The following is a 24,386-nucleotide window of genomic DNA, read 5'->3' on the forward strand; positions in this document are numbered from 1 at the left end:
GGGCCGAAGTTAACGTTCAGGCCCGCGATTGCGCACCGCAGGCCGTTCTATTCTCGACAACGGACTATCAAACATTCCCCACTGTTAGGTAAAAGCAAACAAAGTTGCGCCGGTTTAGAAGGGATGCTTACCCACCGAGTGGCAATTGTTTCTCAGACACATCACGTGTTGCTTTTTCGCCACGTCTCTTGCGATTTGGCAACATCTCGGTGGCAACCCGAAGCTCGCTCCTCACCGCACCTAAGTGCTTTTCCAAACGGCCTTTACCCCTCGAATAGCCGGAGCATTCCCAATTATTGGCACTCGGCTTGCCTTATAGCTCCAGCGAATCGGGGTTGTGGGAAGCAGGACCTCCGGCCCACGTGGCTGCGTCTTGCTTCCCGCACGTTTTTCACTCCCTATCGATATGCCCTTTCTCGAGGCAATGGCTATGTTCAACCCGGCTGACATCCTCTTCGCGCTTGTTCGCTATCGTTTGCGTTGGATCATTCCCACGATCCTGGTAGCGACCGCAGCACTTGCGTATGCCGTCGTCAAGCCGAATGCCTGGGAAGCCACCCAAAGCATCGTACTGCGCGACGAAGCGGTCAGTAGTTTAGGCCGACCAGGACAGTTCTCCCGAGTTGAAGACATGAAGCACGCCCAGGAAACCGTGCTCCAGCTGACGCGTTCGCGAGAAGTGATCGAGGCAGCGCTGACGCAATTGGGAGTACCCGCAGGCCGCTGGTCGACCGGTTCCTGGCCGAGCAAAGACGACATCGCCACGGCTCGCAAATCGATCAGTGTTCATTCCCCCAGCGGCACCGAATTCGGAACGACCGAAATGCTGTACATCACGGTCGAAGCCGATACGCCTGAGCGTGCGAAGAAGCTGAACGAATTGATCTGCATCCAACTCGATCAGCAACTGGGCGAGATGCGAAACAGCCGTGCATTGAGCCTGGTAGAAGAACTCAACTATCGCGAACAACAAGCCAACCAGGCCCTGACTGGCGTAACCAATCGCCTGTCGGACATGGAAGAAGAAGTCGGAACTGACCTGGCAGAGTTGCGAATCTTGAACGAAGTCGGCTCGGGGAACGGTAACCTTCGCGAACAGATGGTGCAAATCAAGAACGAACTGCGGACGGCTCTAGCCAACCAGCAAAGCTCGCAGCGACTGCTGGAGATTCTAGAAGCAGCCCAGCAAAACACGAGTGAACTGATTGCCACGCCGAACCAGCTACTTGAATCGCAACCGGCACTGCGTCGGCTTAAGGATGGCTTGATCGATGCCCAGCTTCGTTCGGCTCAACTGCAAGGGATACGCACCGACAACCATCCCGGCGTCATCGCGGCTCATCATGCCGAAGAAGAGATTCGTAGCCACTTGCACCAGGAAATCGCCATCGCCATTCGTAGCCTGAATGCGGAACGAAGCGTGAATGCCAGTCGCATTGCTCAGCTGCAGACCATGCTTGACGACGTAAGCGAGCGGATGACTAAGCTGGCTTCCCTACGTGCTGGGTACAATAATCTGGTGGCGGAAGTTCGCGAAAAGAATAACAAGCTGACTCAAATCCGAACCGATCTGGCCGATGCCCGGTCGTCGGTGGAAGCGGCAACCACCACGTCTCTGATCACTAAAGTGAGCACTCCCGAGGTCAGTGACTACCCGGTTGGTCCTTCCCGCAAGGCAATCGCTGGAGCCGGCGTTGTTGGCGGGCTGGCTTTGGGGCTGGGCATTCTCTTTCTGACCGTCCCCATGACGGCCGCACCATCAGCACAACCGATACCATCGGCAAGCTCAACGAGCAATGCTTCCGGTGCGGGTCAGCATCCTGCTCCAGTAGCAGGGCATGGCCTATCTTTGAAGGAAGCTTTGTTCAACCTCGCACATCGCAACCCTTCACCTAACTGATTCGCGTTTCCAGCACTTTCGAGCGACTCGAGTCCTGAAAACCGAATGCTGAAGACATCGACATGACCGCCATTGTTGCCATTTTTGTTCTCGTCGGCCTGGTATGGGGAACCATCCTGGCCACGCGTGGCAACTTGCTCTTGGCCTGCGTCGGTCTGCTGATCGCGACCGCGACTGCCGGTGTTTATTTTCTGCAATTCGACCTGGGTGGTATTACCCTCTCGATTGACCGCTTGGCGATTGTCGGCCTGGTTGCCGCGTTTATCTTTCAGTGGAAGTTGGGAAAGATCGAGGTCCGTCCCTGGATGGCAATCGATACCGTCATCGCCATCTTCTTTGGCGTGCTGTTCTTCAATACGTTTACCCATGACTTTCGCAACATCGAACCAGGCCAGGTTCCGCCGGTTCAGCATCTGATCAACGGCTACTTGATTCCCCTGACGGTCTACATCGTCGCGCGAAACTTGAAGTACGATGAAAAGCAGATCGACTGGTTTCTGATGGCAATGACCGCGTTTGGTGTTTACCTCGCGGTAATCGGCATCTTGGAAGGACTTGGGCTCTATGGATTCGTCTTCCCTCGCTACATCGCCGATCCCAAGATTGGTCTGCACTTTGGTCGTGCTCGCGGACCAATGGTTCAATCGGTGAGCTACGGCGTCTACTTATGCGGATGCCTGCTGACAACGTGCCTGCTTTGGACGCGGGCCTCCAGCAAGTGGAAGTGGTTTATCCTCAGCCTGATTCCGCTGTTCCTGGCGGCCATATTTTTCACGAAAACACGAACCGTCTGGGCTGGCTGCGGCTTGAGCTTGATGGCGGGCATCTTCCTGACCATGCAAGGTAAGACGCGGACCGTGCTTATCACCGGCATGATTGCCTGTGGTCTGCTGGCCGTGGTTGCCAAGTCGGATGCGATCATGGGACTGCAGCGGGAAGGCTCGGTTCAAGACACGCGTCGCTCGGTCAGTATGCGAGCCAGCTTTACGTACGTTTCATGGGAGATGTTCCTCGATCGACCGGTCTTGGGACACGGCTTCAGTCAGTTCAAGAAGGCCAAGCTACCGTATCTTGCCGATCGCAATGTCGACCTGGTTCTCGAATCGATTCGCGACTACGACCATCACAACACGTTCCTCAGTGTGCTGTGCGACCTGGGCCTGATGGGCTTTATTCCGTTTCTCGCGATGTATGGAATGTGGTTGCGTAACGGCTGGCGGCAGGCCCGCAGCAATTCGCCTGAGTGGGCAAAAGCCGTCGGCACCCTAGGCGTCGGCGTCGTCCTGATTGCCGTCTGCCAGATGATCGGTCACGAAATCACCTTTATGCCGTACGACCATCTATTGATCTTCCTGGTCGCCGGCATGAACGCTGCCCTGGCCTATGACTTTGGCCTGGTGAAGCGAACCCAACGAACTACCCCACCTACACCCTGGCAACACCAGGCCGCTGCTCGAGGTTAACCGCACGATGAGTTCTGACCGCATTGAAATGTTTGGTATCGAGATCGATTCGCTCCGCATGAGTGGGGCTGTCGATCGGTTGATGAACTGGTGCAACAGCGAAACCGATGCCGCGTGCCGCTTTGTCGTTACGCCGAATGTCGATCACACGGTACTGCTGCAAACCAGTGCTCCCCTTCGTGATGCCTACCGCGATGCTGACCTCGTGCTGGCCGACGGCTGGCCGGTGGTGTTTGCTTCGCGACTATTTGGCAAACCGCTTCCCGAGCGAGTTACTGGCAGCGACCTGATCCCTGCCCTGTTCCGCGCCGCTGACAAATCGGCCCCGCTGAAAACCTTCCTACTAGGGGCTGCCCCTGGGGTCGCTCAGCGAGCTGCCGTCAATGTCCACAAGCAATACCCCAACGTGCAGATCGTGGGAACCTACAGTCCGCCACTGGGCTTCGAGAACGATCCAGAAGAGAATCAGCAGATCCTGGAACGCATCGCTGATGCCCAGCCACAGCTGCTAGTGATTGGGCTGGGGGCTCCTAAACAAGAACTGTGGATCCATAACGTCCGTCACCAAGTGGCCGCCAAAGTGGCCGTTTGTGCTGGTGCAACCATCGACTTCTTAGCCGGCGAAAAAAGCCGAGCTCCCAAGTGGATGCAGCGAACCGGCCTGGAGTGGGCCTACCGTATCGGCACCGACCCGAAACGCTTGGCCAAGCGTTATGCCAAGGATGCGGTCGTCTTTCCACGCATCCTCTGGAACGAATGGATGAAGCCGGGCCTGCGTCGCCCCGACTTTTCCAAATAGCACCATCCCTCTATAGTTGCGACAAGGAAGTCGAATCATTCACTCGCTTTTTGGGGAGTCCCCCAGAAGTCTGAGCTGCAAGTAACAAGAAGGATAGATCGTGCGTCGCGCGCTGGTATTGGTGGTTGATGGTTGGGGAGCCGGGTTTCTCGGTTGTTACGGGAACTCGTGGCTCGATACACCGGCGCTCGATCAGTGGGCTTGCCAGTCGGTCCTCTTCGAGCAGTGCCTGTCGGAGTGCCCTGCCCCACTGGACCTCTATCCGCATTTGTTTGAAGGCTCTCATCCAATTGGTCCCGTCGAGCCCAACGGCTTGATGAGTGCCCTGGCCGATGCCGACATTCCGGTGCACCTTCTTTCTGACGACCCGCGCTTACTCGAGCTACGCGACACAACTCGGCTCACTTCGGTCGAAACGTTTCCCGGAGTTGCCGAAGAGGCAGCTAATTCGCCAGAAGAAACGACAATCGCTCGCTTCGCTGGAGTCCTTCTCGATTGGCTCGAAGAACCAGCACGCGAGGAGATCATCTGGGCTCATGCCCGCGGGCTGCTGGGTCCATGGGATGCCCCGTACAGCTTTCGGGAAGATCTCGCCGACGAAGAGGATCCCGATCCGCCAACCATGGTGCACCCTCCCTTCGAACGTGAAAACCGCGAGTTCGATTCCGACCATGTCCTGGGCATCACCCAGGCCTATGCTGGCCAGGTCACCGTGCTCGATATGCTGCTTGGGGAACTCCTGGCGACCATCGAAGAGCTACCTGAGGACCAACAGCCGCTGGTTGTGTTGACCTCGACCGGTGGTTATCCGCTCGGTTTGCATGGACAGATCGGACGCGATGACGAATCGACGGTACGTCTCTACAGCGATACGCTGCACGTGCCTCTCTTGATTCGTCTGCCTGGCGGGAAAGATGGCCTGGCTCGCTGCCAAGGCCTCGCACGACTGGGTGATATTCTTCCAACGATCGCACAGACATTCGGACTGGAAGCATCCCCCCAGGAAGGGCTCAACTTGCTTGAAGTCCGTCTGAGGGACGAGCGTGAGTTCGTCCTGTGCGGGGTGGCCGATCAGCGATGTTTCCGCTGCGATCATTGGAGCCTGCGATACCACCTGCCTGACTTAGAGACTCCGCTGGATGAGATCGACATCCACCAGATTGCGACTGAGTTGTTTGTCAAACCTGACGATCGCTGGGATGTGAACAACGTTGCTGACCGCTGCAAGAATATCGCGGAGGCAGGCCTGCAAACAGCGTTGGCGATGGAACACGCCTATCGCAATAATCTGCCGCTGCCGGAACTGCCGGAAGAACTTCGCACGGTCGTGCAGTAACGACTACTGGAAGCGTGGGAAGCGTGGCGTGTAGCTGCGGAAGGTCTCGAGCCAGGTCTTGGTTTCTGGCTCTTCCTTCGGAGCATTCTTCTGAGCCATCGATGCCGCGCGGGTCTGTTCGAGTTGCTGCGCGAGGGCTGGAGAGATGGGCACATGCCGCTCGAGGAACTTCACCCAGTAGCTACCCAACAGGCGATGGCAATCGCCGACGTCAGCCTGTTGGTATTTGGCATAAGCGAGCGTAACCAACTTGTTGAGTTGGTTGATCTCGTTGTCGCGGAAAGCAACATCATAGACTTCGATTCGATCGACCAGAACGTTGCCTTCGCCCATCATGTCGAAACCGATCTTGGCACGTTCCAATTCCGGTGGAAGATCGAGCACAGGGTAAGCGAACTCGCTCCACTCCGACTGTAGCGGGAACGGGGTGCCTGAGCCAACCGAGACCGGACGGTAAACATTCTGACTGCCAATGTAGCCATCCAACACAATCCTTAGGTTGGGCTGAATGTTGCGACCATCGTTCATCAGGTGCATCTTGAGCATCATCCGCCGACTATCGGGGATTTCGAGCTCCTCACTCCGCGCCCATACGACCTGGCCATTACTTTGCATTCGTAGCGATTGCAGGCCTTCGTAGACCTTCACTTTTTCGAGCCCAATCGTTGTGCCGGGCTGATTGCTGATCGTCCAGCCGGGGATCTCGCCACCAGTCGATGCCTGCTCGAAGTTGCCATTGGAAAGGATCGCAACCGGAGGCATCGCCCGGATGCTTCGCAGGCGTAGTGCCAACGCATCCAGCTTTTCACGCATCGTTCGCATCACCCCGGTAGGCAGATACACCTTCGCCCCGGTGATGGCGACATCGTAGACGTTCACCTTACAGGCAATCAAACCGTACGCCGGGATCGTGACGCTCCATTGGCTTTCTCCCTTGGGCTGCGGGCCGCGAGAGATCTGGCTGTTCGCCAGAGGAGTAATCACACCATTGCCAGGCAGTTGCACCGTGAGAGATGCATTCAAATCCCATGGCGTTGGGTTGACGAAGTAAAGCGTTGTCTCACTTCCGGCGGATAGCTTGCGGATCACCAGCGGCTGCGATTGGGGTACGTTCAAGCGATGGTAGTTGCCACGCGGCAGTTGTTTATAGACAGACAGAAATTCGTGCAGTGACTGATCCTGCCCCATCGGCACCATCCACCCACCATAGAAGATCGAGAGATCGTCTTCCTGGGCCAAATGCTCGACCAGCGGACGCCGCACTTCGGCGCCGCTGCCAGCGAACTGCGAAGCAATCCAGGTAAACGTTCCGTCACGCCCAAAGGGTTTGGCTTGATCGAAGCCGGCGACATGTAGCGTATCAGGCACATGGAAGTGCATCACGCTGCGATTGTCTTCGTCGCCGTAGGAAACCTCTTCTTCTCGTGCCGCTTGGTAATGAGCGTACCAGCGGGCTCGCTTCTCGTTCCCTTTCGGGCGAACGAAGTTGGTTTCCAGCAATGCGATGTTTGGGTGAGCCTTGTAACGCTTGGCATCAATACCCAGTTCCAGCAGAACATCGGTCGTGGTTACCGTACGAGGCAGCTCAGGCGTCAGTCGTTCTTTGGCATGCGGTCCGTGGAAGCAGCCAGCCGTGTTCAGGTACAACACGGCATTTGAGTTGGCACTTCGCAGAATGGTCGCCAGGCGGGCATGCAGTTGAAACATCCGCTGGCCACGCCACTTGAGCCACTCTTGCCATTGTTCTTCCAAAACCCAGTTGCTGCGGGTTTTCACATCGCCAGGGAGATTCGCGAAGACTTGCTGCTGCACTGGCGGCAAGGTCTGCGCGAACAACAACAGGGTGTTCTCGTCCATGCCCCACTGGGGACCCGGCAACAAGGCAAACCCATCGCCGTCTAAGTTCAGCGAAATGCCGGCGAAGGATGGGTGATGGCCATATCGAGAGACGAAGTCGAGCACCAGATCGCTAATGGCCTGCTGAACGTCTTCGTTCAATGGATTGTAATAGGCCCCTTCACCCACCGACGAGCCGAGCTGATCCATTGCCGGCTGGCCAAGATGGTTCAGCGGCGCGGCATAGTTTGGATCGGCGGAAGTCACACGGGCTTCTTCCAGGCGGACAATCGGAGCATTCAATTCCATCGCCGGAATGAGTCGCAAATTGGCTCGATCGAACTGCCGGAATAGAAGTTCGGCGATATCCTTCTTGAAGGGATCGCGACCGTCATCAAAGAACAACCCCTTGTCGAATTTCGGAGTCGAGCGGAAGTGAGGGCTCGGATAAAGGGCTCCTCCTTCACTCATTACGCTTACGCAGGCGGCGTTGAAACCGACGCGTTTCATGTGCTCGACAACACGGTTGCTCCCTTCCAGGAACGTGAGCCAGTCTTCCAGCGATCGGTTAGAGGCCGCGTTTAGGTCTTCTGGGGCGCCGAATCCCTTGGCAAACAGGGGCTTATCCCAAAAAGCAATCGCCAGACGATCATCGTCGGACGTGGTGGCGTCGGCTGGTGTTTCGTTTTCATCCCCAGACATGACCGGTCGACCTGCCAACACACTAATGCGTCCAAAGGTCGAAGGCTTCTCGGCATCACGGCAGGTCAACAACAGCATGGGCGTGTTGGTACGCGGCCAGAAGACGAGTCGGTGCTTGGCTTCGCCTGGCTTATCCCCTGGCTGCGGCTGCGGAACTTCAACGCCGGAGTCGATTCCAATCGGGGTGATCATGCCGGCGGCGTCGGGCTCGACAATGCTGATGCCTAAGCTTTGTGCCAGGTCGGTCGGGTATTCCACCTCAACCACCAACGGTGTGCCCATCGTCTCGATTGGCAAAGGATACGCGTGCCATCCGCCCGGCTGCAATTGCTGCCACTTACGATCGTTATGATCAACCGTCTTTGTCAGGTTGTTGTGCAGCTCGGATGTCTTCGACTTGATCCATGGATTGTAGGAAGCCAGCTTCGAGAGCCTTGGCCACCAGTCAGCATGCGTTGGATCGAATGAGGCCAACATACGAGGTTCTTCCGTGCTGGGCACGTACTGAAGCTCGGGATCGATCACCACAAACTGTAAGATGCGTTGGTGAGTCGGCTTGGAAGCGAAAACCAGGCTGCTCAGCCGCTGTTCCGTCATCGTGATGGCGAGTTCGTACACGCCTTCTTCGGCCGGTACTTCGACTTCGACGGCCTCGCCCAGGTCGATCTTCCCTTGGGCATCAACCGTACTGGTGAACTTCTTTTCCCAGATCGATCGGCCGGCACGCGCAGGACGCAAGCGAACCAAGGTCTCGACCGTCGTTCCGGTGGGGAACTGGGTACGATAGCCGGTAATGCTTGCTCGTAACGGTTCTTTTGGTGAGAAGACCAGGTGATCGCGATAGAGCTCGGCTCGGATAATATCGCCGGGAGCACGCTGCACCAGGATGCGTGAGCCCTGGTCGTCGAGTGCCGCCTGGTAGGGCTGCTGCAACAGCGATGTCACGGGGATGGAAATGGGCGCGATCTGATCGTTTGGACTACCTGAGAGTTGGATCGTGAGCTGAGCCCCAGGCGGAGCTTCGATCTGAACATCAAATCCGTCGTAGATACGCGGAGTGAGATGATTAATCTCGATCCGCCCTCGAGCCGGTTGGACGGCTCTGGCTTCATCGGCTTCCATACCGAGTAGATGGACCAGGCGAATCTTACCGGCCGTCAACGAGATATTCCCTCGCCAACGCTTTTCGGAATTACCGCCCCAGGCGATTCGCAAGGTGCTGCGAATGGTTTCGACCGGTACGTCCGCTTGAGCATGCGACTTGGCAGTTGCCAACAGCGCAACGAGCAACGCACAGAACGACGCAAACCGTCGCGCGAACTTCCTATTCGCGTGTCGGCGCAGACGATCGGAGTGCTGTCGGCCGGGACTTCCCTGTACCAGTCGTTCCAGCATAACGCTGCATATCTCGGAGGAACGGAATAATGTGTCCTGATTGGACAATGGCCGCGGATTATAGACAGAGAACGGAAATCGCTGCCAGAGCGAAATTAGATCGTGTCACCGCTTCCTCGCAACAGAGTGCGAAGGTGCTTGTTTTAGATCGGCGAGAGCGCCGGGTGGTTGAGAAACAGGGTAAAGGAGAGAAACTCTCCAATACCCAGTTCTGGAGAATTCTCGTGCGATATTTCTCAACCACCCGTGATCCGCGCTTCTCGCTATGGCGACCGCCGAGAACAGGACACTCGGCGGGATCGCCCGGGAGGGTGACTCATAGAGCGGCTTCCGGCTATTGGGAAACCGCGTTAAGTTCAAATGTGGTTTAGCTTTCTGTTGTGGCACTATCGGGTGCGGCGGTACGACGTCGGCGACGCTTTGGCTTGGCGGCACCCCATTCCTTGGTCAGCGTTTCAAAGACCTCTGGAGATTCGTAGCGGATGATCGTCTTGCCTTCGGGCATAGGACCGATCAAACCACGGAAAACAGGCATGCCACGCAGTGCGAGATCGGTGCTGCTGTCTTCGGTACCGACTTGGGAGTGCATCTTGAGCAGTGGCTCGGCCGATTCGTAGTCTTTGATTCGGATCTCGCCGTTTGCCCCACGGGTCACCACTCGGAAGGTGTCTTTCTTTGCCATATCTACCAATGCCTCCTCAATTCCAACTGGCCACATTGCCTTTCACACAAGCAGGTATCGGAACGTGTGCTAGCGAAGCCAAACCTTTTTCTGATGGGAAGTTACATCAGTATTCATAGGCACAGAGCGAACAGCCCGCATATCGTGCAGTTTCGGAAGAGAGACTTGTAAAGCGTACCTTGGTAGTCATTCGCACAGCCGTCGCAACAACACGCCTGACGCTATATCCATTCGCGCAGACTACGCAGAACCCCTCCTCAGTGCCGCACAACACCCCGCAACGGAATTCATCGCCATTGTGTTTTTTTGTTGCACTTTTACAAATCGGACGTAAAATAGTCAAAAACTCCGGTTTTCCTCTATACCGGCCCTGGGTAGTCGCAAAGTCGGAGCCGCTATCGGGCCAAGGCGAGTCAACATTCACTCCTCAGATTCCTGCTTCGTCCTGGTCGATTCAGTTATTCCTCATCTATCCATTCCTTGCTCGGAGACCGCTTTCATGCACAAGAAATCTGGCTTCACGCTCGTCGAGTTGTTGGTAGTGATCGCCATTATTGGCGTGTTAATCGCCTTGTTATTGCCTGCGGTACAGCAAGCCCGCGAAGCAGCTCGACGTATGCAGTGCACCAACCAACAAAAGCAATTGGGCTTGGCGATTCACAATTATCACGACACCTTTGGCAGCTTTCCTCCCGCAGCCATTTGGCTGGGTTCAGGCACGCAAGCGCCAGAGAACGGTCGCGATGGCAATTGGGGAGCGACTTGGGCGTTGATGTTGCTGCCATTTATTGAGCAGGACAATCTTCACGCTCAGTACAACTTTGGGGTCATCGCCCGTAATGGCAATGCGACCAGTGGGAATAACCAGGTAACTCGTCAACGTCCCGACGCTTTTCTTTGCCCAAGTCATCCCGATGTCACGGGACGCTTGACGCAAGACTTCAATGGCTTTTCCAAAGTCAATTATGCCGTCAGCCTGGGTGCCGCGCGACAATGGCGACGAACGGACTTCAACAACAGCGCCCGCAAGGGTGCGTTCAGCTGCGTCGAGCAGTATGGTGCCAACTTTCGTGACATGACCGACGGAACCTCTAACTCGATCATATTGAGCGAGATCTTCATCGTCAGTTCCGGCGGCGACGACCGCGGTGCCTGGGGTTGGAACACCGGTGCCACATTCAATGGTCGCAATGGCTCGAACATCCTAACACCGAATGATAATCAGCAGTACGACTCGTCGCACTACTCCTTCAATTCGACCTCGCAAACCATCTATGGAATGAACAGCAACCCCGACACGCTCGACGGTTGTGTTGCCGCTCGCAGCTTCCATCCAGGTGGCGTGGTTATGTGCTTGGGTGATGCCAGCTGCCAATTCGTGGCCGAGACGATTGACGAAACCATCTACGTTAACGCTTTGGCCATCGCTGACGGCAATCCGACCCAACTTCCTTAATTCGGTCAACTTCCCCGAACCCAACATTAACCAGAAAAGCCCATTTGATCTGCTCGTCCAGCAAATGGGCTTTCTTTATTCATCCGACATCTTCCGCCCAACACACGTAACGACAACCATCATGATCACACGCAACTTTCTGCTTCTGGCCGCATGCCTGATTCTCTTTACTGGATGCCCTTCCGGTCCCGCGACTCAAGGGGGCGGAACTTCCGACGGAGAAATTGGGCAAATGACTAAGGATCAGGTCGAGACCTTCCTGACTAAGGCCGAAAAAGCTCCTTCTCGAGCTGCAGGCGATCTTGCGCTACTGCTTGAGTCGCTGGAAGGAAGCGCCGAACGTAGCGAGGCGTTTGCCAAAGTCCGCGACGAGGCGAAGAAGCTTCAAGAGCTGCTTGAGGCGAATGCCGGCAAAGACGAAGTCACCGAGCAGATGGCATCGCTTCGTTCAGCGACCGGCGAACTGCCGACGCCGAGCAATTAGCGACGCAGGTTACCCATCGGCGTGAGTGAAGTCGAACCGATCCGTGGTGGGTCGTTCTGCAAGTTAGAAACCCCACCGATCGCATTTCGCGAAGCGACACTTGCGGCCGGTTGAGCTGGCGGAGCAATCGCAATCCGCGTTACCTGTTCCTGCTCGACCATCTTTAGCGTGGTGACAGGCCGCGAGACCGTTCGCTCGGCCGGGACCAGTTCGCGGCGTGTGACCGGTGTGCGAACGGTTTCCGTACGTTGCTCCCAGTGCGTCCGCGGTACCCAGCGATAGGCAACCCGCGGCGGGGCGAACGGGTTGATGGTAAACGGTGTGTAGGCTTCCCAGCGGTACTCGGTGACCGGGGTATAGTAGGCCCGCTGCGACTCTTGAATATCGGTCGTCAGCCGCTCTTGGTAGAACTTCTCGGTGTGGGTCTGGTAGTTGGTCTCCGAGACCGGCACATTGACTTTCTGTACGACTTCGCGATAGGTCACTCCGTTACGTTCGACGTAGCGAACATCTTCGGCTAGAAGTGGTTGAGCGGTCCCGAAAAACAGCATCCCCAGGACAAGTTCGCGGCAGCGCATCCTGCGTACCCCCTTGCGTCGAAATCGATTGAGAAACGAGTTGGCGCGTCGCATCCTTGCGAAGGCCAAGTCGAAAGAGAACTCGCCGGGAGCACGCATCTTGCCATGCTTTCCAGCTTCTCCTAAGTACCGTTTCGGCACGCGGTTTCACACGAGTTCACACAAATTCGCTCGCTAGCTATGCCGTCACTACACACCAGCAAGTGCATCCAACGGCACCGATGAAATCTAAGTCACCATGGCAACTTAGGTTTGTTAAGAAGCGGTCTGGTGCGAGAGTGCTTTCATCGACGAACGCTTGTGTGAAAAATTTTTTCGCCAGCTTGAACTACCAAGGGGAAGTGGTAGCCTGAACAGCGTATTTGATCCCCCATTCCAAAGGCACCTACGATGTCGGAAAAGACGATCTTCAAGCGAATCATCGACAAAGAAATCCCAGCGGACATTATCTACGAAGACGACCACTGTCTGGCGTTCATGGACATCGCTCCCAAAGCTCCGACCCATGTGTTGATCATCCCCAAAAAGGAGATTGCCACGGTTGACGACGTCGCCGACGAAGACGCCGCCCTGATCGGCCACATGTGGCTCGTCATTCGCAACCTGGCCCGCGACTTGGGCCTGGAAGAAGGCTACCGTGTGATCGTCAATTGCAAAGAAGCTGGAGGCCAGGAAGTGCCGCATTTGCATTATCACTTGCTGGGCGGCCGTCAGATGACCTGGCCGCCAGGTTAATCATCTTCCTTAATGAATGGGTTGCCAGTCACGTGTACGGAGCCTTCGTGCCAACTTCAGACGCTTTGCATGAGTAGTACTACGAAGCCACGAAAGCTCCAAGCAAGCGTTCTTAGCCAGTTCGTTCGGACCAAGCGTCGATGAGCACTTTCGTCGAATGAACGAGACAATATGTCATGGCAAGGAACCTGCAAGAACATGGTCGACGCCCAGATCAACAGCAGGGCAAGCAATCCCGCCCAGACCTGCCAGAGTTCAACGGCTCCAGGCCGCATCCATAAGAGCGAGACCGCGGTGGATAATTCGATCAGCATAGGCGGTCCGACTACCCAAGTCGTTAATGCGACGTGGCATCGCTCGTATTCGGAGAACTGCTCGCTTCCAACCGCGGCAAGTAAAGGGTAATGAACCACCTGGACAAACCAAATAAGTCCGACCATGTACCAGGTCGAAGCGGCGTGCAGAAGAAAAAGTGCTTGGACAAGATCAAACATGACTACTCAAAATTGAACCGATTTTCTCCAGGACACCAACACGGCAACGATGATCCGGGAAAGAACCGCAGATTACCCCCGAACGCAACAAGTGGGAGGGCGATAACCTTCGCGAGCGATTTACACCGTTGGCATCGCCAGAAAGATCTCTTAAGGACACTCGCTTAACAACGGTCTAAACTGTCGGGTAAGGTCAGGACTTCGTGTTTCTGATAGACAATTCGAACTGCTTCTCGCAAAGAGTATTTCCAAGGTGCTCAGAGTTTGACAACACTCATGGATCCAACCCAGACTCTCAAGGTATTCCATAGTGACAGCTTCCCACTTCCGCTACCCAGTGGCCATCGATTCCCCATCGACAAATACGCCATGCTGCGAGAACGGCTGCAAAGTGGAGGGATGAAAGATCGATTAGAGTTTTGCATCCCTAGCGCGGTTACCGACGATGAACTGTTGTTGGTCCACACCAACGAATATCTTGAAAAGCTTCAACACGGAACGCTTTCCTCGCTTGAGCAGCGACGAATTGGATTTCCCTGGTCGCCAGAAATGGTAGAACGCTCTCGCCGGTCGACCGGTGGAACGCTGGGGGCTGCCAGGGCTGCTCTTACTGAAGGTGCTGGCGCGCACCTGGCCGGTGGCACTCATCACGCTTTTGCCGATCATGGGCAAGGCTTCTGTGTCTTCAACGATGTCGCGGTCACCGTGCGCGTCTTGCAAGCCGAGCAACGGATTCGTTCGGCCGTTGTGATCGATCTTGATGTCCACCAAGGAAACGGCACGGCGTCGATATTCTTGGCAGACCCGAGTGTATTCACTTTTTCAATGCATGGAGACAAGAACTTTCCCTTCTCGAAATGCAACGGTGACCTCGATATTGCCTTGCCCAAAGGAACGTCGGACAGCACCTACTTGGAACTCCTGTCCGAGGCACTCGCCCGTTTGCCTCTCTCGGATGTCGATATCGCCTTTTACCTCGCTGGCGCGGATTGCTACGAGCATGACCGACTTGGGACGCTCAAGCTAACCCAGGCAGGCCTGCTGCAAAGAGACGAAATGGTTTTTCAAGCTTGTCAGACGCATCATTTACCCGTCGCCCTGGCCATGGCCGGCGGCTACGCCGACAACTTGGAAGACATTGCGACTATCCATTGCGACACAACTGAAGCGATGCTGAAGAGTTGGTCGCCAGGCTGAACGTTACCGTACAATGCGACTGCTTTAGCTACGGCAGGAAGTCGGGAAGGTATGGACCGACCAACCCAACAACAAAGCTTGCCTGACTCAATGCAATACTGGTGATCGCTATGCCGCTGCCTCGGAGCAGACCATTCGAGGAGTGGATACGTAGCAGGGACTGAATCCCCAGTACAGTCGCCAGAACGCAGAACGGATACCAGCCTGCCCAACAGGCCCACATGATGGGAATCATATCCCACCTCTGCCCCGTCGCTCCTCGCATAACGTAGACGTAGATCACACAGGCCAGCCAGAGCAGATACCAAATCGCAATGATGCTAAGGCTTGCCACGGCGAGAAGGCTGGTCCTGGCATTCGCTGGCATATGTCTCAGATTCCCCCAGAAGCGAAATTCTTATTGTAATTCGCCTTAGTCATGGTTCGCTGCACAACATGCATGTCAATCAGTCGCTTACCGCTGTTTAGCGGCCTATTCGTATTCAATTTCGATCAAGTCTTCGAGGCGTTCCTGTAGCTTGTTATATTCTTCTGCTGTGTAGCTTAACGGTTCTAGTTCAAGTGACTCAGCGACGAAAGCCAGGATCTTGCGTTGCCGCTCATCGGGAACGAAGCCGACACTATAGTGATCTCTATTGGTCGGCTTCCAATCAGGATCCCCGTAGGCGGCCAACGCTACCTCAGGAGCATAAGCGAACTGCCCCAGCCCAAAAAAACCACGACGAAGACCAAGTCGCAGAAAGTCGCGGAAGTTCTCCGCAAGCAAGTGGTTCTCGTCGTTAGAATTTGAAGGTGCCGTCAGTATGACGGGCGAGGTTTCATCCACTCGATAATCGCGAACGATGAAACTGTAGTGCTCTCCGTCGCCACCAGACCAGGCAAACGCAGCGGAGTTCTTGGGTGTGCAGGAGTAGTCGCCGTTGACGAAATGCTTTGGTTTTAAGAAGGTAATTCCGAGCGCCGCGATGCCGTCGTCAAACTCCTCGGGAAACCGCTCGCGAATGATTGGATCAAGCTCCCAGAGAGCGTCAATCAGCGGCAGGTTCACGTCGATCTTCGGCGCGTCAGCCTGAAACGCTTCATAGTACAGCGCATCCACATCGGCGCTGTCGGGCGTTGTTTCCGGTGACAGGGAAGTTGCCGCGGTCGGTTCGGCACGCTTCGAGCAGCCTGCGGCAAGAGCGGTCACAGCTACGGAACTAGCGAGAAACTTTCGACGCGTAATCATTTCGCTCGTGACGAACCTGCTCGAAGGATGAACTTAGAAATCTGAACTGCGTAGGACGCCAGCAGTCTAACGCCCAGGCTCATTATAGTGACGCGTTCCATATTACCCGGCGCGTGTCAAAACGCAAAACGGCCGCTTGAGTCACCCCAAGCGGCCGCCAGCATCACGTGTGGATTGTTGCTTCGCAGTTAGCGGTACAGCGAAGTCCCGCCTGGCAGGTAGAACGTCGGAGCACTCTTGCTGCTGCTGGAGATTGGCATCGCGTCGATCTGGCGGATCTCGCGGCGATCATTGGGGATCGACGATGTGCGTGGTTCCGATTCCTGCGAAGCCACGCGGCCTCCATTGGAATAGAAACCTCCGCTGACACCATCTTCACGCGGCGTGATGTCTTCCTGATGGCCAACTGGCATGATTGGTCCGGTTAGTGGCGATGGTCGGCCCTGCTCATCACGGGCCGAAGCGATTTCGTTACCCTGAGCTTGAGGACTTTGACCACGGACCAGTCCCACACCGTTGTCAGGCTGCTGCTGATTAGCGACCAGCTGAGCGGGTGTGTAGCTGTCGATCATTCCTTCGTTCGAGCCATCGCGAACCCAATCCAACCAGGCAACCTGCAGGCTGCTCAGGCTGGGGTGCCCGTAGAACTTGTTGGTGGTCGCGGTCCAGTTGTTGGTTTGCATGCCTTCACCGACGTACTGCACGTACTTCTGCTTACCCCCTTGGGCGATCAGGAAGCGAGCCAGCGAGTAACCTTGAGCGTACAGCGGCAGGATGTCGGCCGGGTACTCTCTCATGGCAAACATCTGGTTAAATGCGATGCCACGGTCGCTCTTCAAAAAGCGGTACAGCAGCGTCGTGTTCTTATCTTTTTCGGAAGTGTGCTCGACCGTGGTGCACGCCCCTTCATCCGCCCAGCGAGGCAGCGGACCGCCAAAGTGCGTAGCGAAGATCGTATGCAGTATCTCGTGCGGCAGAACGCTATCGAGGATGCGTTCACGCGGGCCGAAGATTTCCATGGTCCAGTTGAACGGCACACCTTGATGGAAGGCGAAGCTCGTTTGGCCGCCAGCACCACCGCCCACCTTCACGGAAATCGGACAGGGCTGCGACCAGGGAGGCAGTTCACGACCGAGCCACTCGGTGGCCAGGTCACGACGATAGACTTCAGCGAGTTCCAGAACTTGTTTGGCCAGTTGTGGGTCTTGAGCGGTTACCAGGAAGTTGGTTCCGCGAACACTGGCGGCAGAAGCGACGGCGACCAGGAAGGTCCAGACGCACATCGTCACCAAAGCGTGACGAGTCACGCGAGCATCCATGCTCATATAGCAGGCTCCAAGCAAATGGGTTCCCGTCCACTCCGTCGCATCATGCGGTGGTTGGCGGCAACATATTCAGGCTTCGCTGCTGTGCATCCCGTGGGTTGTTGGGGTCATCGGAGCACAGACAGCCCAATTCGATACGAGTCCCGGCATCAATCCGTTCAGCCTCAGGAATGCGTATCGCCGACTTGTAAAGTTTTCAAAGGCTAACCAAATGGACGTAACGTTCCTAGGGCAAAATCCCGCAAAAATCACGCTAGCTGCCCATTTTAACTAAAGCCGTAGCAGTAAAGCGTTGCTACGGCGGTAGATGGCGAAACCTTATTTCTCGTCATTCGACTTCTTTGCCGAGAGCACAACGAACGCAATCAGGCCTCCCACTCCGATCACACAGCCGCCTCCCATGACGGCCAGGATCAAGAGTTCCATTATCCCAATTCCAAACATCGGTCCCTGCATGACCTATTACTTCTTTCCGTCCAGCATCGGAATGCGGAACAATTCGGAGGTGGTGTGGGACTGCTTCATGGCCGCTTCCGCCTTGGCAACGATTTCTGGATATTCCGCGGCAACATCTTTCGATTCGCCTGGGTCGCTCTTCAGATTGTACAGTTCCAGCTTGCCGGCATTGGCCACCTTCGGACGCATCATGTTTTGGCGAATTGCTTTCCAGTCACCCATACGGACTGCCTGCTGACCACCGTAAGAGCGGAACTCCCAGTAGAGATACTCAGGCTCCTTTTGCTCTTCGCCGAGCAACTCTGGTAGAAAGCTGATGCCATCGATTCCTTCGGGGGTCTTCACGCCTGCGATATCAGCGAAGGTTGGCATCAAATCGTAGAAGGCTGCCAGATGATGCGAAACTGTGTCTGGCTTTACGTGCCCTGGCCACTTCACGATCAGCGGCACGCGAATGCCCCCTTCGTACAGACTGCCCTTCAATCCTTTAAAGCCGTCTGCCGAAGCAAAGAAGTCCGAGTCGCTACCACCGAGTCGATCGTAGGTTGGCCCATTGTCCGAGCTGAACATGACCACGGTGTTGTCGGTCAGCCCCTTCTTTTCAATCGTATCAAGGATCGCACCGATGTCGCGGTCCATGTGCGTGATCATGGCTGCGTAGCCGGCGTGCGGCTTGGGGTGCTTTAGGTAGCCGCGATGAACGTAATCGTCTTCCTTCATGTCGGCGTACTCGTCCAAGTCTTCGTTGGGGACTTGAATCGAGAGATGTGGTACGGCGAACGGAAGATAAAGGAAGAACGGCTTGTCGGCATTGGCTTCGATGAACTCGATCGCTACGTCACGGAATTGGCTTTGCGAATAGGTCTCGCCATGCAGTGTGCGATCGTTGCCCGGCTGCACTTCTTTCTCACGATTGCGCCACAGGTACTTGGGATAGTGATTGTGGGCGTGGCGTTGGCAGTTGAATCCATAGAACAGGTCGAAGCCTTGCTTGTTAGGATCGCCGGTCGAGCCAAAGTGCCCCAGTCCCCACTTGCCAATCGCGGCGGTCGCGTATCCCTTTTGCTTGAGCATTTCGGCAATAGTGACTTCCTCGTCGGGGATCGGATTCTGACCAGGGAACTCGGCACCTAGTGCTTTTGTTTCTGGCAGCATCTTGCCGGGGTCGCCATTGTCGCGGACGTAGGCATGACCGCCATGCTTGCCGGTCAACAGAACGCAACGCGAAGGAGCACACACTGCATTTCCACAATAGAAGTCCGTGAACCGCATCCCGTCCTTGGCCAGTTGGTCCAAATTCGGCGTCTTGATTTTTTCCTGTCCATAGCTGCCCAGTTCGGAGTAGCCCAGGTCGTCGGCCAGGATGAAGACGATGTTCGGCGCGCGGTCAGCGGCGCTGGCCGTGGCCGCAAAAACAACGAACAAGACCACGGTCGATAGGGAAGCAATCAAGAAACGATTCATCAGCTGGTACCAGTCAAGTGACTTGTAAATGAAGTAGATATCCGGGGAAATCTCAGTATGGACCACTACGCGCGAGTCGTCAACGAAAAGCCACAAGTTAGCCCGCTTTCAGCGTCTAACGTGACTTGATCATCCCCTCGCTAGTGTTTTTGTACTTTTTCGGCGTGAACGTTAGCGATTTGTTCATTGATACTGCCGCAGAAACGAAGTTCAATCGAAACTATGAAATACCATCTATTGAAAACCGCTGCAATTATTCTTGTCGTCTTCCTCCTTCGCGGCCAAGCAAGTGCCGCCGAAGAGAACAAACCGAACGTCTTGTTCATCGCCATGGATGACCTGAACGACTGGATTGGGTGCATGGGTGGACATCCGCAGACGATCACACCCAACCTCGATCGGCTGGCCAAGTCCGGCGTTTTGTTTACCAACGCTCACTGTGCGGCACCGGCCTGCAATCCGTCTCGGATCGCCATCTTCTCGGGTATCGCTCCGAATGTCTCCGGCGTCTACGCCAACAACCAGGTCCTGAGAGAAGTTCTGCCCGATGCCGAGTTGCTTCCCAAGACCTTCTCGAAAAACGGCTACCGTTCCACTGGTTCCGGCAAGATGCTGCACTACATCATTGATGCCCGATCGTGGGACGACTACTTCCCAGAGCCTTCCTCGGAGATGCCGATTCCGGACACGCTTTACCCCGATAAGCGACCGCTCAGCTTGCCGCGAGGAGGTCCATGGCAATACATCGAAACCGACTGGGGCGGGCTCGATGCCACGGACGAAGAGTTTGGCGGCGACTACAAGGTCAGCCAGTGGGTCTCTGAGCAACTGAGCAAGAAGCATGACAGACCTTTCTTCTTGGCCTGCGGCATCTATCGTCCTCACGAACCATGGTTTGTGCCAGAGAAGTACTTCGAGCCCTTCCCTCTCGAGTCGATTCAGATTCCGCCTGGGTACAAGAAAGATGACCTGGCCGATCTGCCGCCTGAAGGAAAACGCCAAGGCCCGAATCGTTACTTCGCCCACATTCGCAAGCATGGCGAGTGGAAACACGCGATCCAGTCGTACCTCGCTTCGATTCACTTCGCCGATGCGATGCTCGGCCGCGTGCTCGATGCATTAGACAACAGCGAGTACGCCGACAACACGATCGTGGTGCTGTGGTCCGATCATGGCTGGCACCTGGGCGAGAAAGAGCATTGGCAGAAGTACACCGCCTGGCGGAGATGTACGCGGGTTCCTCTAATGATCCGCGTTCCCAAGAACTGCCCTGGCCTGCAGGAAGGAACCGAGCCCGGCGTTTGCGACCAGCCGGTCAACCTGGTGAGTCTTGCTCCGACCCTGTTCGACCTGTGCGGCCTGCCAGCGAGCAAAGCGCACGACGGCCCAAGTTTGAAGCCTCTGCTGCAAGATGTCGACGGCGAGTGGCCTCATGTTTCGGTGACCTGCTTACATAGGGTTGGCGACTACGGCCTGAGTGACAATCACTGGCGATACATTCACTATGCCAACGGCGATGAAGAACTATACGATATCGAAGCCGACCCGTACGAATGGACCAACCTGGCCGGCGATCCCAAGTACGCCGAAAAGTTGGCTGAACTTCGCGCTAAAGGTCCCACCAAGTTCGCTGATAAGCCTGAGCCTAGCATTCAGTCGCTCAACAAGTTGAAGTGGGTAAGACTTGGCAAAGATAAGGCTCCTCCGTCGCAACCAGATGGTTCTCAGTTCCCGGTCTTCTTCATCAATGAAACGGAAGATCCGGTCAAGCTGTCCTGGGTTGATCGGCAAGGCGAACCGAAATTCTATGAGGAAATCCAGCCGACCAAGATGGTTCGCCAAGCCACACGGCCCGGGGCCGTCTGGCAGATATCGGATCTCCAGGATAAGCCACTGGGCTATTTCAAGGTCGACGATCGCTCGGCCCAGGCAATCATTCCCACGAAGTAGTTCTATAGCTCCCCACAAGATCACCCCAGTCGAAGGTTAGCGTATGTTCGGCCGACTCTTTCAATGCATGCTGCTTGCTGGCACTCTTGCAGCACCCTTCGTGGTTGCGGTGTGCGACGCGGCTGAACGCCCCAACGTGCTGCTGATCTCCATCGATGACCTTCGCCCGGAACTGAAGTGCTACGGGGCAGGCCACATCCTTTCCCCAAACATCGATCGTTTGGCGGAAAGTGGTGTGGTTTTTGATCGCTGCTACGTGCAGGTTGCCGTCTGCAATCCATCTCGGGCAAGCACCTTCACCGGCCTTCGGCCTGATCGACTGGGATGCTGGACGCTTCCGGTTCACTTTCGAGAATCGATGCCCGACGCCGTGACGCTACCGCAATACTTTCGTCAGCATGGCTACACGTGCGAAGGCATCGGCAAGATCTTCCACAACCCATGGCAAGATCCACGCTCGTGGAGTCGCCCTCACCAGTGGCCCGATGCGAAGCTAACGCACTACTCGCCCGAACAAAAGGCATTTCGTGCCAAAGTCGCCGAGACTATTGAAGAAGATGATTGGCGTCATAACAACTTGCGAGGTGTGATCGCGAATGCTCCCGATATTGACGACGTAGAACACATGGATGGCGCGATGACCGTGATGGCGGTCGATCGCCTGAAAGAGCTTTCGCAAAGCGAACAGCCCTTCCTGTTAGCCGTGGGCTATATCCAGCCTCACCTGCCGTGGTGCCCACCCAAGCGATGGTGGGACAAGTACGATCGCGATTCTCTTCCGCTGGCGGACAATCCCTATCCACCCAAGAACGCGCCGGAGGTCTCGGTCGGAACGAATTACGAAATGACCCACTATGCCGACGCGATTGACGTCCCCAAACCGCACGAAGGAAGCGTGAGCGACGCCGATGCACGCAGGTACCGCCATGCCTACTTCGCTTCAGTTTCGTTCATCGATGCTCAGGTTGGCAAGCTACTAGATGCTCTCGACGAGCAACAACTAGCGGACAATACGATCGTGGTGCTCTGGAGCGATCACGGTTGGAAGCTGGGCGAACACAACGGATGGAGCAAGATGACCAATCTGGAAATCGACACGCGTATTCCGATGATCATCCGCGCTCCGGAAGCCAAGGCCAACGGCCAGCATACCAATCGCATCGTCGAGTCACTCGACCTATTTCCGACCCTATGTGACTTGACCGGCCTGCCTATTCCTGAATTCTTGGACGGTCATAGTGCCGCGTCTTTGCTCAACGACCCGGCAGCACCACATACGGGTGTTGCTTACAGCCAATACATCTGGCGACCGTTGATCGGCAACAGCATTCGTACCGATCGCTGGCGCTACGTCGAGTGGCGTGACATGGATGATGCGACGATCAAGCATCAGGAGCTATACGATCACAAAAACGATCCTGACGAGAACGTCAACGTCTTCGGTCAGCATCCCGAGGTAGAAGACGACCTGCATATCCGCGTGCAAAAGGTGCTCGTCCCACACAAGATTGTCCTTCGCCCCCGGATTCACTCTGCCAGGGGCACCCAGCGCACCAACGTAACGCTCAACAACGGCTACGACGGCAAAGTCCGCGTCACCTGGATTAATCCATTGGGACAACGTCGCAATACGTTTGATATCCCTGCGAAAGAGAAGCGTCCACTCAATACGTTCGTCGGTCACGTCTTCTCGATCGAAAGCTTAGACGGACGTTATCACGAACTGATCACGATCGGCCGAAATGACGAGATCCTTCGCCTGGGCGATCGTCCCATGGCTGCCGACAAGTAACGCAGCTATTTCAGCAAGAAGGTCGCAATGGTCGGAACACGTTGTCCCCAATCATCGGGAAAGTGATGACCGCCCGGGTGCGTTTCACTCGCGAACATCCACTTCGCCTTGCCGCACTCGCGGGCCCAGATGTTGACCAGCGGGCCATGGGGTTCTTCGTCACCATGAATTAAGACAATCCGCGCCGTCCCCTTTTCAGGATCAAGGGACGGGCTCGCAAGATCGCTGACCAAGCTTCCGCCGGGGGAAAGAGACACGCAGCCAGCGTACAGATTGGGGTGCTCCTCGGTCACAAGCATCGCGTGAAGTGCTCCCTGCGAGAACCCCAGCAAGTAGACGCGTTCCATGTCGATCACGCCATCAAACAACGACGAGTTCACAATCTGTTGCAGGTCTTCGTGCGTTGGCTCGATCGAGTCATTGGACCACTGATAGTAGCTGCCATGCGTGGGGATGCTGCCGGGCACCACGACGGCAACGAATCCTTGTTCAGCCCACAGTTGTGCTTCGTCGAGATAGTTCAGGTGGCTGTCGCCATAGCCGTGCATCAGCAAGATGATGGGCCATCCCTGCGGAGGCTTGTCCGTTTCTGGCCGCACGGCAATCGGTTGCCCTACGTGATCGGAAGCAACGATGATGTACCGGGTACGGATCGTTGCTAACGAGTCGATAAAATCCTCTTCGCGACGAATCTTGCCAAGTTCGTCATCATGCAGCGCCGTTGGGAAGTCGTCGAAACCACGTTGCATGGCCTCGTCGAACGCTTCGAGCGCTTCTTCATGTTTGCCAGCCAACTCATAGTTGCAGGCCAGCTGATACATCGGAAAAGCGAAATGGAGATCGGCGTTCGCCGCGCGGACGTACATCTCTTCGGCCGCGTCATACATGCCGAGGGCCTTGAGGGCGTCTCCCTTTTGCAAAAGCTGTTCCGCCTCGTTGCGAGACTCCGTCGATTCCACTGGCTCCCAGTTGTTCAGCCAGACGACCGGCTTCGGCTCGAATCGAGGCATCGACAAATCAGCTGTAGGCCCACAACCAACGGCAAGGACGAACCATCCCCACAGCAGCAATGGGTGGATGCATTTCATGGCAATTGTCGGAGGGATTTGGATAA

Annotated in this window: 19 protein-coding genes; 10 read left to right on the forward strand and 9 right to left on the reverse strand. The window is 55.8% G+C overall.

Annotated features, from left to right (window positions below; translation table 11 throughout):
• The first annotated feature begins 430 nt into the window (after positions 1-430).
• From PSR63_RS08815 to PSR63_RS08830, 4 genes are all read left to right on the forward strand, one after another.
• Entirely contained in the window at positions 431-1,900 is a 1,470-nt protein-coding gene (locus tag PSR63_RS08815) for a GumC family protein (RefSeq protein ID WP_274332502.1), read from the forward strand.
• Positions 1,901-1,962: 62 nt separating this feature from the next.
• Positions 1,963-3,363, forward strand: a complete 1,401-nt coding sequence (locus tag PSR63_RS08820; protein WP_274332504.1) for an O-antigen ligase family protein — start codon at positions 1,963-1,965, stop codon at positions 3,361-3,363.
• A 7-nt stretch (positions 3,364-3,370) separates the two neighbouring features.
• Positions 3,371-4,162: a WecB/TagA/CpsF family glycosyltransferase gene (locus PSR63_RS08825; RefSeq protein WP_274332506.1), complete on the forward strand. Its 792-nt coding sequence runs from the start codon at positions 3,371-3,373 to the stop codon at positions 4,160-4,162.
• 100 nt (positions 4,163-4,262) lie between these two features.
• The gene (locus tag PSR63_RS08830) at positions 4,263-5,498 is read left to right on the forward strand and encodes a sulfatase-like hydrolase/transferase (protein WP_274332508.1); all 1,236 of its coding nucleotides are present in this window, start codon (positions 4,263-4,265) and stop codon (positions 5,496-5,498) included.
• A 3-nt stretch (positions 5,499-5,501) separates the two neighbouring features.
• Here PSR63_RS08830 and PSR63_RS08835 read toward each other — a convergent pair whose 3' ends face one another.
• Positions 5,502-9,431, reverse strand: coding sequence for a family 10 glycosylhydrolase (locus tag PSR63_RS08835; protein WP_274332510.1), 3,930 nt, complete (start codon positions 9,429-9,431; stop codon positions 5,502-5,504).
• 367 nt (positions 9,432-9,798) lie between these two features.
• The gene (locus PSR63_RS08840; RefSeq protein ID WP_274332512.1) at positions 9,799-10,113 is read right to left on the reverse strand and encodes a hypothetical protein; all 315 of its coding nucleotides are present in this window, start codon (positions 10,111-10,113) and stop codon (positions 9,799-9,801) included.
• A gap of 499 nt (positions 10,114-10,612) precedes the next feature.
• On the opposite strand from PSR63_RS08840, the gene PSR63_RS08845 reads away from it, so the two are divergent.
• Positions 10,613-11,569: a DUF1559 domain-containing protein gene (locus PSR63_RS08845; protein ID WP_274332514.1), complete on the forward strand. Its 957-nt coding sequence runs from the start codon at positions 10,613-10,615 to the stop codon at positions 11,567-11,569.
• Between the two features lie 121 nt (positions 11,570-11,690).
• On the forward strand, positions 11,691-12,053 hold the full coding sequence (locus tag PSR63_RS08850) for a hypothetical protein (RefSeq protein WP_274332516.1): 363 nt from the start codon (positions 11,691-11,693) through the stop codon (positions 12,051-12,053).
• Here the strand turns inward: PSR63_RS08850 and PSR63_RS08855 are convergent.
• Positions 12,050-12,631 carry a hypothetical protein gene (locus tag PSR63_RS08855; RefSeq protein WP_274332518.1) on the reverse strand — a complete coding sequence of 194 codons (582 nt, stop codon included), beginning with the start codon at positions 12,629-12,631 and terminating at the stop codon, positions 12,050-12,052. The two genes, PSR63_RS08850 and PSR63_RS08855, sit on opposite strands and share 4 nt — an antisense overlap.
• 390 nt (positions 12,632-13,021) lie before the next feature.
• Here PSR63_RS08855 and PSR63_RS08860 point away from each other — a divergent pair, with 390 nt between their 5' ends.
• Entirely contained in the window at positions 13,022-13,366 is a 345-nt protein-coding gene (locus tag PSR63_RS08860) for a histidine triad nucleotide-binding protein (RefSeq protein ID WP_274332520.1), read from the forward strand.
• 56 nt (positions 13,367-13,422) lie between these two features.
• Here PSR63_RS08860 and PSR63_RS08865 read toward each other — a convergent pair whose 3' ends face one another.
• Complete coding sequence (locus PSR63_RS08865) at positions 13,423-13,860, reverse strand: hypothetical protein (protein ID WP_274332522.1); 438 nt, start codon at positions 13,858-13,860, stop codon at positions 13,423-13,425.
• 264 nt (positions 13,861-14,124) lie between these two features.
• Here PSR63_RS08865 and PSR63_RS08870 point away from each other — a divergent pair, with 264 nt between their 5' ends.
• Entirely contained in the window at positions 14,125-15,057 is a 933-nt protein-coding gene (locus tag PSR63_RS08870; protein ID WP_274332524.1) for a histone deacetylase family protein, read from the forward strand.
• Between the two features lie 28 nt (positions 15,058-15,085).
• On the opposite strand, the gene PSR63_RS08875 is transcribed toward PSR63_RS08870, so the two are convergent.
• From PSR63_RS08875 to PSR63_RS08890, 4 genes are all read right to left on the reverse strand, one after another.
• Complete coding sequence (locus PSR63_RS08875; protein WP_274332526.1) at positions 15,086-15,391, reverse strand: hypothetical protein; 306 nt, start codon at positions 15,389-15,391, stop codon at positions 15,086-15,088.
• Positions 15,392-15,529: 138 nt separating this feature from the next.
• A complete protein-coding gene (locus PSR63_RS08880; RefSeq protein WP_274332528.1) occupies positions 15,530-16,285 on the reverse strand; it encodes a hypothetical protein in 756 nt (251 codons plus the stop codon).
• A 188-nt stretch (positions 16,286-16,473) separates the two neighbouring features.
• On the reverse strand, positions 16,474-17,610 hold the full coding sequence (locus PSR63_RS08885; RefSeq protein ID WP_274332530.1) for a hypothetical protein: 1,137 nt from the start codon (positions 17,608-17,610) through the stop codon (positions 16,474-16,476).
• A 462-nt stretch (positions 17,611-18,072) separates the two neighbouring features.
• Positions 18,073-19,530 (reverse strand): arylsulfatase, encoded by a 1,458-nt coding sequence (locus PSR63_RS08890; protein WP_274332532.1) that lies wholly within the window; start codon positions 19,528-19,530, stop codon positions 18,073-18,075.
• A 222-nt stretch (positions 19,531-19,752) separates the two neighbouring features.
• Between PSR63_RS08890 and PSR63_RS08895 the strand changes: the two genes are divergently transcribed.
• Both PSR63_RS08895 and PSR63_RS08900 read left to right on the forward strand, forming a co-directional pair.
• The gene (locus tag PSR63_RS08895; protein ID WP_443111088.1) at positions 19,753-21,480 is read left to right on the forward strand and encodes a sulfatase-like hydrolase/transferase; all 1,728 of its coding nucleotides are present in this window, start codon (positions 19,753-19,755) and stop codon (positions 21,478-21,480) included.
• 43 nt (positions 21,481-21,523) lie between these two features.
• Complete coding sequence (locus tag PSR63_RS08900) at positions 21,524-23,272, forward strand: sulfatase-like hydrolase/transferase (RefSeq protein ID WP_274332534.1); 1,749 nt, start codon at positions 21,524-21,526, stop codon at positions 23,270-23,272.
• Between the two features lie 5 nt (positions 23,273-23,277).
• Here the strand turns inward: PSR63_RS08900 and PSR63_RS08905 are convergent, their stop codons facing one another.
• A complete protein-coding gene (locus tag PSR63_RS08905; protein ID WP_274332536.1) occupies positions 23,278-24,360 on the reverse strand; it encodes a TPR end-of-group domain-containing protein in 1,083 nt (360 codons plus the stop codon).
• Positions 24,361-24,386 lie beyond the last annotated feature (26 nt).

It is taken from the genome of Bremerella sp. P1 (assembly GCF_028748185.1).
GTDB lineage: Bacteria > Planctomycetota > Planctomycetia > Pirellulales > Pirellulaceae > Bremerella.